General features: G+C 71.0%; 14 protein-coding genes. 4 read left to right on the forward strand and 10 right to left on the reverse strand.

Annotated elements, in window-relative coordinates; all coding sequences use genetic code 11:
- Nucleotide 1: 1 nt before the first annotated feature.
- Nucleotides 2-451: a DUF948 domain-containing protein gene (locus AB0E67_RS19325; protein WP_362028363.1), complete on the reverse strand. Its 450-nt coding sequence runs from the start codon at nt 449-451 to the stop codon at nt 2-4.
- 217 nt (nt 452-668) lie between these two features.
- On the opposite strand from AB0E67_RS19325, the gene AB0E67_RS19330 reads away from it, so the two are divergent.
- Nucleotides 669-2,861, forward strand: a complete 2,193-nt coding sequence (locus AB0E67_RS19330) for an NB-ARC domain-containing protein (protein WP_362028070.1) — start codon at nt 669-671, stop codon at nt 2,859-2,861.
- Between the two features lie 15 nt (nt 2,862-2,876).
- Here the strand turns inward: AB0E67_RS19330 and rpsD are convergent, their stop codons facing one another.
- On the reverse strand, nt 2,877-3,491 hold the full coding sequence (rpsD, locus tag AB0E67_RS19335) for a 30S ribosomal protein S4 (RefSeq protein WP_073787633.1): 615 nt from the start codon (nt 3,489-3,491) through the stop codon (nt 2,877-2,879).
- A 188-nt stretch (nt 3,492-3,679) separates the two neighbouring features.
- Here rpsD and AB0E67_RS19340 point away from each other — a divergent pair, with 188 nt between their 5' ends.
- A complete protein-coding gene (locus AB0E67_RS19340; RefSeq protein WP_362028074.1) occupies nt 3,680-4,381 on the forward strand; it encodes a DUF2470 domain-containing protein in 702 nt (233 codons plus the stop codon).
- Between the two features lie 85 nt (nt 4,382-4,466).
- Here the strand turns inward: AB0E67_RS19340 and AB0E67_RS19345 are convergent, their stop codons facing one another.
- From AB0E67_RS19345 to AB0E67_RS19360, 4 genes are all read right to left on the reverse strand, one after another.
- Nucleotides 4,467-5,849 carry a replication-associated recombination protein A gene (locus AB0E67_RS19345; RefSeq protein ID WP_362028077.1) on the reverse strand — a complete coding sequence of 461 codons (1,383 nt, stop codon included), beginning with the start codon at nt 5,847-5,849 and terminating at the stop codon, nt 4,467-4,469.
- Nucleotides 5,850-5,924: 75 nt separating this feature from the next.
- A complete protein-coding gene (locus AB0E67_RS19350) occupies nt 5,925-6,560 on the reverse strand; it encodes a vitamin K epoxide reductase family protein (RefSeq protein ID WP_362028080.1) in 636 nt (211 codons plus the stop codon).
- 525 nt (nt 6,561-7,085) lie between these two features.
- The gene (gene hisS, locus AB0E67_RS19355; RefSeq protein WP_362028083.1) at nt 7,086-8,348 is read right to left on the reverse strand and encodes a histidine--tRNA ligase; all 1,263 of its coding nucleotides are present in this window, start codon (nt 8,346-8,348) and stop codon (nt 7,086-7,088) included.
- 14 nt (nt 8,349-8,362) lie between these two features.
- Nucleotides 8,363-9,049 (reverse strand): MBL fold metallo-hydrolase, encoded by a 687-nt coding sequence (locus AB0E67_RS19360; protein ID WP_351631460.1) that lies wholly within the window; start codon nt 9,047-9,049, stop codon nt 8,363-8,365.
- A 149-nt stretch (nt 9,050-9,198) separates the two neighbouring features.
- On the opposite strand from AB0E67_RS19360, the gene AB0E67_RS19365 reads away from it, so the two are divergent.
- The gene (locus tag AB0E67_RS19365; RefSeq protein WP_362028087.1) at nt 9,199-9,984 is read left to right on the forward strand and encodes a peptidylprolyl isomerase; all 786 of its coding nucleotides are present in this window, start codon (nt 9,199-9,201) and stop codon (nt 9,982-9,984) included.
- A gap of 202 nt (nt 9,985-10,186) precedes the next feature.
- Nucleotides 10,187-11,416: a DUF349 domain-containing protein gene (locus AB0E67_RS19370; RefSeq protein ID WP_362028090.1), complete on the forward strand. Its 1,230-nt coding sequence runs from the start codon at nt 10,187-10,189 to the stop codon at nt 11,414-11,416.
- 106 nt (nt 11,417-11,522) lie between these two features.
- Here the strand turns inward: AB0E67_RS19370 and AB0E67_RS19375 are convergent, their stop codons facing one another.
- The 4 genes from AB0E67_RS19375 to secD form a co-directional block, all read right to left on the reverse strand.
- On the reverse strand, nt 11,523-14,096 hold the full coding sequence (locus tag AB0E67_RS19375) for a bifunctional (p)ppGpp synthetase/guanosine-3',5'-bis(diphosphate) 3'-pyrophosphohydrolase (RefSeq protein ID WP_362028093.1): 2,574 nt from the start codon (nt 14,094-14,096) through the stop codon (nt 11,523-11,525).
- A 280-nt stretch (nt 14,097-14,376) separates the two neighbouring features.
- Nucleotides 14,377-14,931, reverse strand: coding sequence for an adenine phosphoribosyltransferase (locus AB0E67_RS19380; protein ID WP_362028095.1), 555 nt, complete (start codon nt 14,929-14,931; stop codon nt 14,377-14,379).
- Entirely contained in the window at nt 14,931-16,031 is a 1,101-nt protein-coding gene (secF, locus tag AB0E67_RS19385; protein WP_362028097.1) for a protein translocase subunit SecF, read from the reverse strand. The genes AB0E67_RS19380 and secF overlap by 1 nt, the downstream gene beginning before the upstream one ends.
- Nucleotide 16,032: 1 nt before the next feature.
- Nucleotides 16,033-17,769, reverse strand: a complete 1,737-nt coding sequence (secD, locus tag AB0E67_RS19390) for a protein translocase subunit SecD (RefSeq protein ID WP_362028100.1) — start codon at nt 17,767-17,769, stop codon at nt 16,033-16,035.
- Nucleotides 17,770-17,871: the final 102 nt, after the last annotated feature.

Here is a 17,871-nt window from a genome sequence, read left to right on the forward strand (position 1 = left end):
GTCAGTCCTTCGGTCCGCGGGGGTTTCTGCCGGTGCGCCTCCCACCGCGCACGGGGGGCACGGTACGGCCGACGATCACCGTGCGCCGGGCCGCCCGGCGGGCGGGTTCCTGTTCGGCACCGGTCCGGCGGCCGATGGCCTGGCGGACCCCGTACCCGAACGCGGCGACCTTGACGAGCGGGCCGCCGAAGGTCGAGGCGACGGTGGTGGAGAGCGCCGAGGCGTTCGAGGTGACTTCCTGGACGTCCGTCGCGATCGCGTCGACCCGGTCGAGCTGGGTCTGCGCGGAGCGCACGGTCGCGGAGGCGTCCGCGAGCAGCGGGACGGCCTGTTCGGTCACGTCCGCCACGAGTTTGGTGGTCGCCCTGAGCGTCTGGGCCAGCCTCACCAGTACGACGGCGAGGAACGAAACCAGGATCGCCCAGAAGACGGCCACCAGGATCCCGGCCACCTCTCCACCGGACACTGTGTGCACCGCTCTCTGGATAGTCGCTGTCTCTGTGCTGTCTCTGCTCGGTACCGACGCCCTCCGCCGCGGACAGCGGGACGTCGTCTACCGAGCCTATCGCGCCGGTGGTCGCGTCCCGTACCGCATTCTCTGCGGACAAGTATGCGATCCCATCAGGTGATTGTACGGAGAGCACTCGGACAAGTACTGTGCGTGTTTCATGCGACGCCCTCAGCTCCCCCACGACTCGAGCGCCCCCACCGCCGCCGGCAATCTCCCGGCGGAACTCAGCGGATTCGTGGGGCGGGAGGACGAACTGGCCTCCCTCGGCCGCGTGATGGACCGGGCGCGGCTGGTCACCGTCGTCGGCGTCGGCGCAGTGGGCAAGACCCGCTGCGCGCTCAAGATCGCGACGCAGCTGGAGAAACGGTACTGCGGCCATGTCCGGATGGTGGAGCTGTCCGCCGTCCACGATCCCGAGCTGCTGGACCACACCGTGGTCGACGCCCTCGGCCTCACCGACCACACCGGCAGGCCGCCCCGCACGATCCTCCACGAACACCTCGACGGACGCCGACTCCTCCTGGTGGTCGACGGCTTCGAGCATCTCGTGGACGCCTGTGCCGACCTGGTGGGCGAGCTGCTGCGCCGGCATCCGCGGCTGCGGGTGCTGGCCGCCGGGCGGCTTCCGCTGGACGTGGACGGCGAGCACGTCTTCCCTCTCGCGCCGATGACGGACGAGGACGCGATACGGCTGTTCGCCGAGCGCGCCGCCGCGGTACGGCCGGAGTTCCGGCTGACCGAGGAGAACCGGGCGGCCGCACGCGAGCTCTGCCGCCGTCTGGACGGGATCCCGCTCGCCCTGGAACTCGCCGCGGGACGGCTGCGCGTCCTGTCCACCGAGCAGGTGCTGCAACGCCTGGACGACCGGTTCCGGCTGCTCACCGGCTCCAGTCGCAGCGCGCTGCCCCGGCACCAGACGCTCCGCACGGCCATCGGCTGGAGCCACGAGCTCTGCACTCCGGAGCAGCGTCTGCTGTGGGCGAGGCTCTCGGTCTTCGCCGGGCAGTTCGATCTGGAGGCGGTCGAGTACATCTGCGGAGGCACCGGTCTGCCGGGCGACGCGGTGCTCGACGCGCTCTCCGGGCTGCTCGCGCAGTCGGTCGTGGTGCGCGAGGAGGCGGCGGCCGGCAGCCGGTACCGGATGCTGGACACGATGCGGGAGTACGGCGCCGAGTGGCTGGTGGCCACCGGCGAAACGGACCGGTTGCGCCGCCGCCACCGCGACTGGTTCCTGGGGCTCGCCACCTGGTGCGAGCTGGACTGGTTCGGCCCCCGGCAGAGCCAGGTGGCCGCCCGGGCGGAGAGCGAACTGCCGAATCTGCGGCAGGCGATGGAGTGTTCGCTGGAGATCCCCGGCGAGGAGCACCTCGCGCAGTACCTGGCGGGCACGCTCTGGTTCCTCTGGGTGGGCTGCGGGCGCCTCTCGGAGGGCAGACGCTGGCTGGACCACGTGCTGGAGGAGGAGACGCCGTACGACCCCTCGCGGCTGAAGGCGCTGTGGGTGCTCGGGCACGTGGCCGTGCTGCAGGGCGACCCGATCGGCGCGATCGCCGCGCTCCAGGAGTGCCAGGAGGAGGCGGACCGGGCCGGCGACGCCACGGCGCTGGCGTACGCGGTGCACCGACTGGGGTGCCTGGCACTGGTCACGGACGACATGGTCAGGGCGCGGGAACTGCTGACCGAGGCCATCGGCCGCTACCGGGAGCTCGGCGAACTGAACAGCAACGTGCTGATGGCGCGGATCGAGCTCGCGATGGCGGTCGGGTTCCACGGGGGCGTCGACGCCGCGGTGGAGATCTGCGAGGAGGTCAGGGAGATCTGCGAGGACCACGGGGAGCGGTGGGCCCTCTCGTACGCCCTGTACGTCCTGGCCTACGCCGCCCTGCAGGAGGGCCGGCCCGGACGGGCCCGGGAGCTGCTCAGGGAGTCCCTGACCATCGGGCACACCTTCCACGACCTGCTGGTCTCGGTGCTCGTCCTGGAACTGCTGGCCCTGGTCACGGCGGTCGAGGGCGACGCGGCGGAGGCCGCGCTGCTCCAGGGGGCCGCCGACCGGATCTGGGCGTCGGTGGGGCCGCCCCTGTTCGGCTCGGCGCACTTCGGCCATCTGCGGGTCCGGTGCGAGAAGCTGGCGCGGCGGGAGCTGGGCGACGGCCCGTACGAGGCCGGGCTGCGCGCGGGTGGCGCGCTGGATCCGGACGCAGTGGTGGCGCGCGTGCTGACGGACGGGGCCGACGAGGAGCCGCAGGATCCCGGCCGTCCCCGCGGACCGGTGCTCGGCCCCGGGAAAGCACTCGGGCCCGCCCCGTCCCCCAGGACGGGGGCGGTCGGGCCCGAGCACGAACCGTGAGCGGCTACGCCTGGATCAGCGGGCGTAGTACTCGACGACGAGCTGCTCGTCGCAGATGACGGGGATTTCCTTGCGGTTCGGGTCCCGGTCGAGGCGGAAGGCCAGGGCCTTCAGGTTCACCTGCAGGTAGCGCGGGGTCTCGCCGTCCGTGGCGTAGCCACCCTCGCGGGCCACCTGGAAGGGGTACTTGTCGCGGCTGCGCTCGCGGACCGTCACGACCTGGTCGGGGCGGACGCGGAAGGACGGCTTGTCGACCTTGCGGCCGTCGACCTCGATGTGGCCGTGCACGACCATCTGACGGGCCTGGTAGATGGTGCGGGCGAGGCCCGAACGCAGCACCAGGGCGTCGAGACGGCGCTCCAGCTCGACGACGAGCGCCTCGCCCGTCTTGCCCTCGGCCTTCTTGGCGCGGTCGTAGGCACGCACCATCTGGCGCTCGCTGATGTCGTACTGGGCGCGCAGACGCTGCTTCTCCAGCAGACGGACCTTGTAGTCCGAGTTCTGCTTGCGGCCACGGCCGTGCTCGCCCGGCGGGTAGGGGCGGGCCTCGAAGTACTTGACAGCCTTCGGCGTCAGCGCGATGCCGAGGGCGCGGCTCTTCTTGACCTTGGGACGCGACTGGTTAGGCACGTTCTCCAGACCTCCGTTGTAGGTTAGGTTAGGCTCACCTTAGTTGAGGAGATCGCATGTCTCGCCCGGGGAACACCAGTCACATCACGGACAGCACTGACAATCTCGGCACCTCACCGGGTACCGACATGACGGAGGACCGATCAGATCGTGGTCAGCCGCGTCCCAGCGGGCCAGAAACCACTCGGATGCCGTCAGCAGCCGAGCGCACACGAACTCTCGTACAGAGTACCTGCTCGGCGGTGCTGCTCGTGCCCGGGCTGCGCAGGGCCGACTGGGACGGGCTGGTGACGTCCCCCAGGAGCGTGGGGCCCGAAGGCGACCTGTTCCTCGAACTGCCCGCGGCCTCCCCCGTCGTACGGGCCGCGACGCACTCCGAGCACGACGAGCTGGTCGCGGTGCTGGAGATCACGGACGTCGCCCCGGTCTCCGTGCCGCACCGCGTCCGGGCCCACGCCCGGGTCTCGGGATGGCTCGCCACCGTGCCCGGACTGTCGGGCCCCGGCCGGACGACACTGCGGCTGGAGACGGGCGAGGCGTACGTCGACGACCTGTGGGGCGCCGAGGCGGTGGAACCCGACGCCTTCCGGGACGCGGTGCCCGATCCGCTCGCCGGTCACGAGACGGAGCTGCTCCAGCATCTGCACGCGGCCCACGGGGAGCAGCTGGGCACGCTGTGCTCGTTGCTGGGCGGGCGGACGTCCCGTCGCTGCGCGGCACACCGGCCCTCCGTCGTACCTCTGGCACTGGACCGGTTCGGGCTGCGGGTACGCGTGTGCGAGGACCGCGACCGGTGCTTCGACGCGCGCTTCGAGTTCCCCGAGCCGGTGCGTGACGTCGTCGAGCTGCGGCACGCCATGCGCACGCTCTTCGAGGCCGCGGCGCGTTGAGACGGGTCGCGCTCCTCTGGGGGGCGGGCCCCAGAAGGCTCGCGCCCCGCTGATACGGGCGGAGACCCGCCCCTGCCCGCCGCGCTCAGTCGCCGGACCGCGACGCCTCGTCGTCGGGACCGGGCCGGCCGAGCCGCTCGCGCACCCGTTCCACCACGTCCGCGTAGCGCGCCTCCGCTCCGTAGCGCGTGGGGCGGTAGTACCGCCGGTCACGGACGGCGTCCGGGGCGTACTGCTGCGCGGCGATGCCGCCGGGGACGTCGTGCGGGTACACATAGCCCTGGGCATGGCCCAGCTTGGCGGCTCCCTTGTAGTGGCCGTCGCGCAGATGGGCCGGTACGGAGCCGGCGAGGCCCTTGCGCACGTCCTCCTGCGCGGCGAAGATCGCGAGCGTCGCCGCGTTGGACTTGGGCGCCAGGGCCAGGGCGATCGTGGCGTGGCTCAGGGTGAGCGCGGCCTCCGGGAATCCGATCATGGCGACCGCCTGCGCCGCCGCGACGGCGGTGGGCAGCGCCGTGGGATCGGCGAGACCGATGTCCTCGCTGGCCGAGATCATCAGCCGCCGGGCGATGAAGCGGGGGTCCTCCCCCGCCTCGATCATCCGGGCCAGATAGTGCAGGGCGGCGTCGACGTCGGAGCCGCGGATGGACTTGATGAGCGCGCTCGCCACGTCGTAGTGCTGGTCGCCGTCCCGGTCGTAGGTGACGGCGGCGCGATCGACGGTCTCCTCCAGGGTGCGGAGGGTGATCTCCTTCTCCTGCTTGTCCAGGGCCGCGCCGGCCGCCGCCTCCAGCGCGGTGAGCGCCCGGCGGGCGTCGCCGCCCGCGATGCGGAGCAGATGCTCCTCGGCGTCGCCCGGCAGACTCACCGCGCCGCCCAGTCCGCGCTCGTCGCTCAGGGCTCGGCGGAGCAGACCGCGCAGGTCGTCGTCCGTGAGCGGTTCCAGGGTGAGGAGCAGCGAGCGCGACAGGAGCGGCGAGATGACGGAGAAGTAGGGGTTCTCCGTGGTCGCGGCGATCAGGGTCACCCAGCGGTTCTCCACGGCGGGGAGCAGCGAGTCCTGCTGGGCCTTGGAGAAGCGGTGGATCTCGTCGAGGAAGAGGACGGTCTCCTTGCCGTAGCCTCCGGTGGCGCGGCGGGCCCCGTCGATGACGGCCCGCACCTCCTTGACGCCCGCGGTGATCGCGGAGAGTTCGACGAAGCGCTTGTTGGTGGCCTTGCTGACCACGTAGGCCAGCGTCGTCTTCCCGATGCCGGGCGGGCCCCACAGGAGCACGGAGGACGGGCCCGCCGGGCCGCCGTTCCGCTCGCCGACGAGACGGCGCAGTGGCGAGCCCGGCTTGAGCAGATGCTGTTGTCCGACGACCTCGTCGAGAGTGCGGGGGCGCATCCGTACAGCGAGGGGGCTGCTTGACGGGTCGTTCTCCTGGCGTTCCTCGGCGGCTGCGGTAAAGAGGTCGGGCTCCACGTACTGAAGCCTATGTCACGGCACCGACACCCCTGCCGGGCCGGCCCGGCAGGGCCCGCCGCACGGGCCGACGGCTCAGCTCGTCCAGAAGTCCCACCAGCGGGTCAGGACCATCATGCCGATGATGCCGATCCACAGGACCGGCGGCACCCAGTGGAACTCCGTCAGTCCGTTGCGCAGCCAGTTCGGTGCGGGGATGATCCGGTGTTCGATGTTGTGCTTGGTGACGTAGCAGAACATGACGATGGTGGCGACCCAGGCCAGGCAGCACCAGAGGCAGAGCGAGTTGATGTGGTACAGCGACTGGTACTGGAGCCAGGTGCAGAAGCCGACGCCGAACAGCGTTCCGGCGTTCATCCCCAGCCAGTACCAGCTGCGGAAGCGGGCGCCCGAGAGGAGCGCCAGGCCGATGCCGATGATCACCGGGTAGGCGGCCAGGCCGAGCATCGGGTTCGGGAACCCGAAGGCGGACGCCTGCTCGCTCTTCATGATGTTGCCGCAGGCGACGACCGGGTTGAGGCTGCACCCCGGCGTGAAGTTCGGGTCCTCCAGCAGCTTGAACTTGTCGATCGTGATGATCCAGGCCGCGAGGAGCCCGGCGGCGCCCGTGATCACCAGCAGCAGCGCGAACGCCCGGCCGGCGCCGAAGGACCTCTCCACCCCCTTCCCGTCCTGGTCGGAGGAGGGGCGGTCAACCGCTGCAGTCGTCATATCGCCGTTTCCATCAGTGAGTGGCCTGCTGGGCACGGTCATTGTGCCGCACCCCTCCAGCGCTCATCCGTTCGATGGACATAAACATGTCTGGCGGATTCCACGCGGAGCAAGTGCGTGACACAGGGGCGCGGGCCGTCCGGGACCGGCGCGGGGGCGAGGAGAGGAGGGACCACCCACAGGGGCACCGCCCCGGCCCGACCGTCCCGACCTGCGGATCCGGCGGGACGGAATCGCCCGGGCGGATCGGGCCGGACGGTTCCCCGGAGCGGGCCGGGGACGCGACCCCGTCGGTGCGCCGCCGCGGCGGGCGACGCCCACCGACGATGACAGGAACGGCTGCGCCCCCGTGCCCCACCCGCAAGGAATCGCCCGGCAGGGTGACTTTCCGACTCATCGAATTGACGGCATATCCGGGAATCGACGGCATATCCGGCCGGGTCCGGGCAGGACGCCGGTGCGGTGACCGGCAGTGTCCGCGGCTCGGCGAACACTGCCGGGAGAGGCTCCGGGGACCGTCCGCGGTCAGGCCAGGCGCTCGCGCACCGCCCCGGCCACGTCCGCCGGCGCGACCGCCGTCTGCTCGCCGGACTCCATGTCCTTGAGCTGGACGACGCCCTCGGCCAGATCGCGTTCGCCCGCGACGATCGTGAGCCGTGCCCCCGACCGGTTCGCGCTCTTCATGGCGCCCTTGAGGCCGCGGTTGCCGTAGGCGAAGTCCGTCGCCACGCCCTCGCGGCGCAGCTGCGTGACGATCCCGAAGAGCACCCGCCGGGCCTCCTCGCCCAGCGGCACCGCGAAGACGCTGGTGGTCGCCGGGAGTTCGAGCTCGATGCCCTCGGCCTCCAGGGCGAGCACCGTGCGGTCCACGCCGAGCGCCCAGCCGACCGACGGGAGCGCCGGGCCGCCGATCATCTCGGACAGGCCGTCGTAGCGGCCACCGCCGCCCACCGCGGACTGCGAACCGAGTCCGTCGTGGACGAACTCGAACGTGGTGCGGGTGTAGTAGTCGAGCCCGCGGACGAGCTTCTCGTCGTCCTCGAACGCCACACCCGCCGCGGAGAGCAGGTCGCGGACCTCCTCGTGGTACGCCTTGCAGGCGTCGCACAGGTAGTCGCGCAGCACCGGCACGCCGACCAGCTGCTTCTGGACCTCGGGCCGCTTGTCGTCGAGGACCCGGAGCGGGTTGATCTCGATGCGGCGGCGGGTGTCCTCGTCAAGGTCGAGCCCGCGCAGGAAGCCCTGGAGCGCGTCCCGGTAGACGGGGCGGCACTCCCGGTCGCCCAGCGAGTTGAGCAGGATGCGGAAGTTCCGCAGGCCCAGCGTGCGGTACGCCTGGTCGGCCAGGATGATCAGCTCGGCGTCCAGCGCCGGGTCCTCGGCGCCGATCGCCTCGGCGCCCACCTGGGAGAAGTGCCTGTAGCGGCCCTTCTGCGGGCGCTCGTAGCGGTAGTACGAGCCGGAGTACCACAGCTTCACGGGGAGGTTGCCCGCCTTGTGGAGGTTGGCCTCCAGCGCGGCGCGCAGCACGGAGGCGGTGCCCTCGGGGCGCAGCGCCAGCTGGGAGCCGCCCTTGGTGGTGAGGGTGTACATCTCCTTGGTCACGATGTCGGTGGACTCGCCGACTCCGCGCGAGAAGAGGGCGACGTCCTCGAAGCCGGGCGTCTCGATGTATCCGTAGCCGGAGTTCTTCAGGGGTGCGGCGATCGCCTCGCGCACGGCGAGGTACTTCGCGGAATCGGGCGGGATCAGGTCGTACGTGCCCTTGGGGGCCTTGAAGGTGCTCACGGTCTTTACTCTCGTCACATTCCTCGTCGGGGCGCGTCCATCCCGTGCAGATACGGGTTCGTGGCGCGCTCGCGGCCGATGGTCGTCTGGGGGCCGTGGCCCGACAGCACCACGGTCGAGTCGTCGAGCGGCAGGCACACACGGGCCAGCGACTCGAGCAGCTCGGCGTGGTCGCCACCGGGCAGGTCGGTGCGTCCGACGGAGCCGGCGAAGATCAGGTCGCCCGAGAAGAGGATCTGCGGAACGTCCGCGGCCTCGGGCATCCGATACGTCACCGACCCCTTGGTATGGCCGGGCGCGTGCGCGACGTGGAACTCCAGACCGGCCAGCTTCAGCGGCACACCGTCGCTCAGCTCCTTGACGTCGTCCGGCTCCCCCACCGTCAGCTCACCCATGAGCGGCATGCCGATGGAGCGGCCGAGGGCCTTCTCCGGGTCGCTCATCATGTACCGGTCCTCGGGGTGGATCCAGGCGGGGATGTCGTGCGCGCCGCACACCGGGACGACCGAGGCGACGTGATCGATGTGTCCGTGGGTCAGGACGACGGCGACGGGCTTCAGCCGATGCTTCTTCAGCGCCTCCTCGACCCCGGCCGCGGCCCGATGGCCCGGATCGATGATCACGCACTCCTCGCCTGCGGCCGGGGCGACCAGGTAACAGTTGGTCCCCCAGGCCCCTGCGGGGAACCCGGCAATGAGCACGATCGTCCTTACTGGTCGTCCGACGGCGGATTCGCGACTGACGAAGGTCGCGGCAGTTCAGAGCCTACCGGCGCTCCTCATCACACAGCCAACCCAGATACGGTACGGGCAACCCAGGCCCCACAAACGACCTACAAGGAGATCACCCGGTGGTCAGCAACGATCAGCGGCGGCGGCAGCTCGCCAGGGAGAAGTTCGAGCGGCAGCAGCAGCGCCGGGAGGAGGCCCGCCGCCGGTCGAAGCGGCTGACCATCGCCGTCTCGGCCGCGGTGGCCGTGGTCGCGGTCGGCGGAGTGGGCACGTACCTCGTCCTCGACGGCGACGACAAGAAGGACAAGAGCGACGCGGCCGCCAGCGCCTCCCCCTCGCCGTCGACGACCGAGAGCGCCGAGCCCGAGCCCGCGATGGCGATCGACAAGAAGGCGAAGTACACGATGTCGCTCAAGACCGGAGCGGGCGACATCGCGTTCACCATGGAGGCGGCGAAGACCCCGCACACCACCAACTCGTTCAAGGCGCTCGCCGACAAGGGCTTCTTCGACGGCACGAAATGTCACCGCCTGACCACGCAGGGCATCTTCGTGCTGCAGTGCGGCGACCCCAAGGGCGACGGCACCGGCGGCCCCGGCTACACGATCCCGGACGAGAACCTGACGGCGCTGGGCAAGGCGGGCGCGGACGGCACGGTGACCTATCCGGCGGGCACGGTGGCGATGGCCAACACCGGGCAGCCGCACACCGGAGGCAGCCAGTTCTTCCTGGTGTACAAGGACAGCAAGCTGCCGCCGAGCTACACCCCGTTCGGCACCATGGACGCCGCCTCGCTGAAGACCGTCGAGAAGGTCGGCGCGGCGGGAGTGGCCGGTGGTGCGGGCGGCGACGGTGCGCCGAAGACGGCCGTGGACATCTCGAAGGCCGCCGTCGACAAGTCGTGAGGCGACCGGGCGACCGGCCCGGGCCGTCCGGTGGCGACGACCTCGGTGGGAGCGGATTATTTTCGGCCCCGCCGAGTGCGGACAGCCGGGCGGCCGGTCGCCTAGATTGGCGTTGTGCAGGGCGGGCGCTGCCCGCCCGAGGAAACTGTGGACGATGCCAGGGGGGCGAACCCTCTCGCGGGCATCAGGTGGAGGAGGCGCTGTGAGCAGCGACCCGTGGGGCCGCGTCGATGAGACGGGCACCGTGTACGTGCGTACGGCCGACGGCGAGAAGGTCGTCGGATCGTGGCAGGCGGGTTCCCCCGAGGAGGCTCTGGCCTACTTCGAGCGCAAGTACGAGGGCATGGTGGTCGAGATCGGCCTCCTCGAACGTCGGGTGAGGACCACCGACCTGTCGGCGAAGGACGCGACGGCCGCCATCGAGCATCTGCGTCTGCAGGTGGACGAGCATCACGCGGTCGGCGACCTCGACGCCCTGCGCGTGCGGCTCGACGCCCTGGTGGCGACGGTCGAGGCGCGGCGCGAGGAGCGCAAGGCCCAGAAGGCGCGTCAGTCCGACGAGGCGAGGCAGGCCAAGGAGGCTCTGGTCGCCGAGGCGGAGGAGCTGGCGCGGAGCGAGCAGTGGCGCTCGGCGGGCGAGCGGCTGCGCGCGCTCGTCGACACGTGGAAGGGCCTGCCGCGGCTCGACCGCAAGTCCGACGACGAGCTGTGGCACCGCTTCTCGCACGCCCGCTCGGCGTTCTCCAAGCGCCGCAAGGCCCACTTCGCCTCGCTGGACGCCCAGCGCGAGGAGGCCCGCAAGGCGAAGGAGAAGCTGGTCGCGGAGGCCGAGTCGCTCTCCGGCTCCACGGACTGGGGGGCCACGGCCGCCCGTTACCGCGAGCTGATGACGGAGTGGAAGGCGGCGGGCCGCGCCCAGCGCGAGGCCGAGGACGACCTGTGGAACCGTTTCCGCGGCGCCCAGGACATCTTCTTCGCCGCCCGCGGCGAGGTCTTCGCCGAGCGGGACGCGGAGCAGGGCGAGAACCTCAAGCTCAAGGAGGAGCTCGCGGTCGAGGCCGAGAAGCTGGTGCCGGTGAAGGACCTGAAGGCGGCCCGCGCCGCGTTCCGGGGCATCAACGAGCGCTGGGAGGCCATCGGCCATGTGCCGCGTGACGCCCGCCCGAAGGTCGAGGGGCGGATGCACGCGGTGGAGCGAGCGCTCCAGGAGGCCGAGGAGGCGGAGTGGCGCCGGACGAACCCGGAGGCACGTGCGCGTGCCGAGGGTCTGACCGGTCAGCTGCAGGCCGCCGTCGACAAGCTGCGCGCCCAGATCGACACCGCCCGCGCGTCGGGGAACAACGCCCGCGCCGACAAGCTGGCCAAGGAGCTCGAAGGCCGTCAGGCGCTGCTGGACCAGGCGCTGAAGGGGCTGGAGGAGTTCGGCGGCTGATCCCCGCCGCCGTCGAGGCCCCCGTACGCGTCCCGAAGGACGTGTACGGGGGCCTTTGCCCGTCGTGCGTACGGGCCCGGCCGGCGCGCGGATCCCGGCGGCCTGGTCAGGGCCTGCGGGCCGAGGTCACCCGGTAGACGTCGTAGACGCCCTCCACTCCGCGCACCGCCTTGAGCACGTGCCCGAGGTGCTTGGGGTCGCCCATCTCGAAGGTGAAGCGCGAGGTGGCCACCCGGTCCCGGGAGGTCTGCACGGCCGCCGACAGGATGTTGACGTGCTGGTCGGACAGGACGCGGGTGACGTCCGACAGCAACCGGGAGCGGTCCAGGGCCTCGACCTGGATGGCGACCAGGAAGACCGAGGACTGGGTGGGCGCCCATTCGACGTCCAGGATGCGTTCCGGCTGCTGCGACAACGAGTCGACGTTGACGCAGTCGGCGCGGTGCACGGAGACGCCGCTGCCGCGGGTGACGAACCCGATGATCGGGTCGCCGGGGACGGGTGTGCAGCAGCGGGCCAGTTTGACCCAGACGTCCTCGACACCCTTGACGACGACTCCGGGGTCGGCGTTGGAGCGGCGCTTGCCGCGGCCGCGCGAGGGCGGCGAGCTCTCCGCGATGTCCTCGTTGGCCGCGTCCTCGCCGCCGAGTGCCTGGACCAGCTTCTGCACGACCCCGGCCGCGGCCACATGGCCCTCGCCGATCGCGGCGTACAGGGACGAGATGTCCGGGTAGCGCATCTCGTGCGCGAGGGTGACCAGCGAGTCGCCGGTCAGGATGCGCTGGATCGGCAGGTTCTGCTTGCGCATCGCGCGTGCGATGGCGTCCTTGCCCTGCTCGATCGCCTCGTCGCGGCGCTCCTTGGAGAACCAGGCGCGGATCTTGTTGCGGGCGCGGGGCGACTTGACGAAGCCCAGCCAGTCCCGGGAGGGTCCGGCGCCGGCCGCCTTGGAGGTGAAGACCTCCACCAGGTCGCCGTTGTCGAGGGTCGATTCGAGCGGTACGAGCCGCCCGTTGACCCGCGCCCCTATGGTCCGGTGGCCGACCTCCGTGTGGACCGCGTACGCGAAGTCGACGGGGGTCGCGCCCGCGGGGAGCGCTATGACGTCACCCTTGGGCGTGAAGACGAAGACCTCGTTGCGGGAGAGGTCGAAGCGCAGGGACTCCAGGAACTCGCCGGGGTCCTCGGTCTCCTTCTGCCAGTCCAGGAGCTGCCGCAGCCACGCCATGTCGTTGACGGTGTCCTGCCGCGCGCCCTTGCCGGTGCTCTTCGGGACGTCGGTGCGCACCTTGGAGGCGCCCGCGACGGCCTCCTGCTTGTACTTCCAGTGCGCCGCGATGCCGTACTCGGCGCGCCGGTGCATGTCGAACGTGCGGATCTGGAGTTCGACGGGCTTGCCGCTGGGACCGATCACCGTGGTGTGCAGCGACTGGTACATGTTGAACTTGGGCATCGCGATGTAGTCCTTGAACCGGCCGGGGACCGGATTCCATCGCGCGTGCACGGTGCCGAGCGCCGCGTAGCAGTCGCGGACGGTGTCGACGAGGACCCGGATGCCCACCAGGTCGTAGATCTCGGCGAAGTCCCGGCCTCGCACGATCATCTTCTGGTAGACGCTGTAGTAGTGCTTCGGCCGTCCGGTGACCGTGGCCTTGATCCGGGCGGCGCGCAGGTCGGCCTGGACCTCGTCGGTCACGACGGCGAGGTACTCGTCGCGCTTGGGGGCCCGCTCGGCGACGAGGCGGACGATCTCGTCGTACATCTTGGGATAGAGGATCGCGAAGGCGAGGTCCTCCAGCTCCCACTTGATGGTGTTCATGCCCAGGCGGTGGGCCAGGGGGGCGTAGATCTCCAGCGTCTCGCGGGCCTTCTTCTCCTGCTTCTCCCGCTTGAGATAGCGCATGGTGCGCATGTTGTGGAGCCGGTCGGCGAGCTTGATGACGAGGACCCGGGGGTCCTTGGCCATGGCGACGACCATCTTGCGCACGGTCTCGGCCTGCGCGGCCTCGCCGAACTTGACCTTGTCCAGCTTGGTGACGCCGTCGACGAGCAGGGCGACCTGGTCGCCGAAGTCCTGGCGCAGGGTGTCCAGGCCGTACTCGGTGTCCTCGACCGTGTCGTGCAGCAGCCCGGCCATCAGCGTCGCCGGGTCCATGCCGAGTTCGGCGAGGATCGTGGTGACGGCGAGCGGATGGGTGATGTACGGGTCGCCGCTCTTGCGCTTCTGCCCCCTGTGCCAGCGCTCGGCGACCTGGTAGGCGCGCTCGATCTGGCGGAGCGTGGCGGTCTCGATCTTGGGGTCGTTGCCGCGGACGATGCGCAGCAGCGGTTCGAGCACCGGGTTGTACGGGCTCGAACGCTGCACGCCGAGGCGGGCGAGCCTGGCCCGTACCCGGTTGGAGGAACCTCCGGAACGCGATGCCGAGGTGGCCGGGACGGCCGGCCTGGCGGCGGGCTTCGCCGGGGGCTTCGGCGTGGAGGCGACCGGGGAGGCCGGGGCGGCCGGCTGCGCGGGCGAGGCGGGCCGCAGTGCCGGGGCGGCGGACCGCTCCGGGCCCGAGCCGGCCTCGGGTGCCGGGGGCTTCGGCTGCTGCGCGGGCTGCCTCGTCCCGGGCGCGGCTGAGGCCGCCGCGGGCTTGTCGGGCTGCGGGGCGGCGACTGGCTGGGCCTCGTCTGGCAAGAGCGCTCCTCGTGCGGGTCCGGACTCCCGGAAAGGCCATCGTATCGAGCCGGTGGCCGGTCCTCCCCCGGGGACGGTGAGACCACTCACAACGACGGACCGGCAGCCGGTTGTTCCCGGCCTCGCCGCACACGTGTTCCCGGCCTCGGTGCTGGCCCTGCCGTTTCGCGCCGTGTGCCGAGCCCCGGGCCGGGCGGCCGTCCGGCCCGCGGTGCGCACACGAAGAGAACCGGGTGGCCAGAACAGCGTCTGGCCACCCGGTTCATGTCTTCTCGGGCACTCACACGTGGATGAGGGCCTCCAGCGGCGCGCCCGCCAGGCCCCGCTCCACACGGGCCCGGCCACCGAGGAAGCCGAGCTCCATGAGGACCGCGACGCCCGCGACGCCGGCACCGGCCCGCCGGATCAACTCCAGCGACGCCTCCGCGGTGCCGCCGGTCGCGAGGATGTCGTCGATGACCATGATCCGGTCGTCGGCGGACAGGTCCTCCGCGTGGATCTCGATCTCGGCGGTGCCGTACTCCAGCTCGTAGCGCTGGCCGAGGGTGGCTCCGGGAAGCTTGCCCGCCTTGCGGACGGGCACGAAGCCGAGACCGGCCCGCACCGCTACCGGGGCGGCCAGGATGAAGCCGCGCGCCTCGAGCCCGACGATCTTCGTGGCGCCGTGCCGCAGGCACAGCTCAGCGAGGGTGTCGGTGAGGGCCGCGAACGCCGTCGGGTCCGCCAGCAGGGGGGTGATGTCCTTGAAGACCACACCCGGCTTCGGGTGGTCCGGGATGTCACGGATCCGGCTGAGCAGAAGCTCCCGGACGCTTTCGGTGGTGCTGCTGGTCATCAGTGCTTCCCAGGGGTCCGGCCGCGGCCCCTGGGGGACTGCTGGCGCTGGCCGACGACCGCGGCGGCGGGCGCGGTGTCCTGCGGGAGGTCGTCGCCGGGATCCTCGTCCCCGGCGGACTCGTCCTTGGCGGCGGCGGCCGCGCGCTTGGCGAGGACCCGCTTCTTCAGCGCCTTGATCTGCGGGTCGCGCCCCTTGATGTCGGCGACGAGCGGGGTGGCGATGAAGATCGAGGAGTACGCACCGGCGGCGAGGCCGACGAACAGCGACAGCGAGATGTCGTTCAGCATGCCGGCGCCGAGGACGCCGCCGCCGATGAACAGCAGGCCGGCGACCGGGAGCAGGGCCACGACGGTGGTGTTGATCGAACGGACCAGGGTGCCGTTGATCGAGCGGTTGGCGATCTCGCCGTACGTCCACCGGGTCTGCTTGGTGACGTCGACGGTGCTCTCCTTGAGGCTGTCGAAGACGACGACCGTGTCGTACAGGGAGTACCCGAGGATGGTCAGCAGACCGATCACGGTGCCCGGGGTGACCTCGAAGCCGACCAGCGCGTAGACGCCGACCGTGATGGTGAGGTCGTGGATCAGCGCGACCAGGGCCGCGATCGCCATGCGCCACTCGAACGCGATGGCCAGGTAGATCACCACGAGGACCATGAAGACGCCGAGACCGGTCCACGCCTTGTTGGCGATCTGCTCGCCCCAGCTGGGACCGACCAGGTCGGCGGCGATCTTCTCCTCCGGGACGGAGAGGTCCCTGGCGAGCAGGTCCTTGATCTCGTCGGACTTCGCCGTGTCGACCTCGGTGATCTGGATGCGCAGACCGCCGTTGCCGAGCTTCTGGACGATCGCCTGGTGGCCGGAGGCCTCGGTCGCGATGTCCTCGGCCTCGCTGACGGTCACGCTCGTCTTCGGGGTGGTGAAGACGGCACCGCCCTTGAACTCGATGCCCATGTTGAGGCCGCTGACCGCCAGGCCGACGATGGCCGTGATGGTGATCAGGATGGAGACGCCGTACCAGATCCTGCGCTTGCCGATGAAGTCGTAGCCGACTTCGCCGCGGTAGAGACGGGCGCCGAGAGTGCCGAGTCGCGACATCTCACGCCTCCTTCGGGTGGTCGGTACGGGCGTTGACACGCCGCGAGCGGCGCAGGGGCGGCTTGGCACCGAGGCGCTTCGGGTCCAGCCCGGACCACGGGTGACCGCTGGAGAAGAACTTCGTACGGGCCAGCAGCGTCATGACCGGCTTGGTGAAGAGGAAGACCACGACCACGTCGAGGAGGGTGGTGAGCCCCAGCGTGAAGGCGAAGCCCTGGACCTTGCCGACTGTGACGACGAAGAGCACCGCCGCGGCGAGGAAGGACACGAAGTCGGAGACCAGGATGGTGCGCCGGGCGCGCGGCCAGGCCCGCTCGACGGCGGGGCGCAGGGTGCGGCCCTCGCGGATCTCGTCGCGGATCCTCTCGAAGTACACGATGAAGGAGTCGGCGGTGATACCGATGGCCACGATGGCCCCGCAGACCGCGGGGAGGTTGAGCGCGAACCCGATGGCCGGGCCGAGCAGCGACATGAGGGTGTAGGTCAGGATGCCCGAGGCCAGGAGGCTCAGAAGCGCGATGAACGCCAGGCCGCGGTAGTAGGTGACCAGGTAGATGACGACCAGTGCCAGGCCGATGGCGCCGGCGATCAGGCCCGCCTGGAGCTGCTCGCCGCCGAGGGCGGCCGTGACGGTGGTGACCGTCTGCTCCTTGAAGCTGAGCGGCAGGGCACCGTAGGAGAGCACGTTGGCCAGGTCCTCGGCGGACTGCTGGTCGAAGCTGCCGGAGATCTCGGCGTTGGCGCTCAGCGCCTCGCGCACGTAGGGGGCGGAGACGACCTCGCCGTCGAGCACGATGGCGAACTGGTTCTGCGGGGTCTGCTGCTGCGCGAGCCGGCCCGTGATCTTCTGGAACTTCTTGGCGCCGCCCTTGGTGAACTCCATCTGGACGATCCACTGGCCGGTCTGCTGGTTGATCGCGCCCTTGGCGCTGTCCACGTCCGTGCCGGAGACCTCGGCCGGGCCGAGGATGTACTTGGCCTCACCCGTGGAGTCACAGGCGACGGTGGGCTCGGTGGGCTTCACGTTGGCACCGGCCGCCGCGCGGCCGGCCTTCGTGGAGCAGTCCAGGGCGGCGAACTTCTTCTCCAGCGCCGTCCCGGCCTGGTCGGCGGGGGCCGGGGGGGTCGTGGACGCCTTGGGATCGTCGGACGCCCCGGGGCTGGGCGTGTCCTTCGTCAGGGCGCCGGTGACCGCACGTCCCTGGGTGGTCGCGGTGGCCGAGGGAGTGGCCGAGGAACCGGACGCCTTCTCACCGGTGGCGGTGGACGCGCTCGGCTTCGGCGACCCGGAGGGCGAGGGGCTGGCGGTGCCCTTGGGCGTGGGGCCGCCGGCCGCCATGCTGAGCACCGGCCGGAAGTAGAGCTGGGCGGTCGTGCCGACCTGCTCCCGGGCCTGCTGCGAGTTCGTCCCCTTGGGGATGTTGACGACGATGTTGTCCCGGCCCTGGGTCTGGACCTCGGCCTCGGAGACACCCAGACCGTTGACCCGGCGCTCGATGATGCCGACCGCCGTGTCCATGTTCGTCTGGTTGATCGCGTTCGGCTTGCCGGGCTGGCTCTGCGCCTTGAGCGTGATGGACGTGCCACCCGCCAGGTCGATGCCCAGTCGTGGCGTCGGCTGATCAGCCAGGAACATCCCTCCGGTGAGGGCGACCATGGCGATCAGGATCAGAGCCAGGGATCGCCCCGGCCTGCCTTGACCGCCGGCCGGTCCCCGGCTCTTCTTCGGTGCTGCCACCTTCTCGTTTCTCCCTGTCCAACCGCCCCGAGCCGGGTGCGCGCCCGAGCGGCCACGAAGTGTAGTGGGGACCCACCCCGCAGAAGATCGCACGGGCCGGGG

It is taken from the genome of Streptomyces sp. NPDC032161, from assembly GCF_040636995.1.
Classification (GTDB): domain Bacteria; phylum Actinomycetota; class Actinomycetes; order Streptomycetales; family Streptomycetaceae; genus Streptomyces.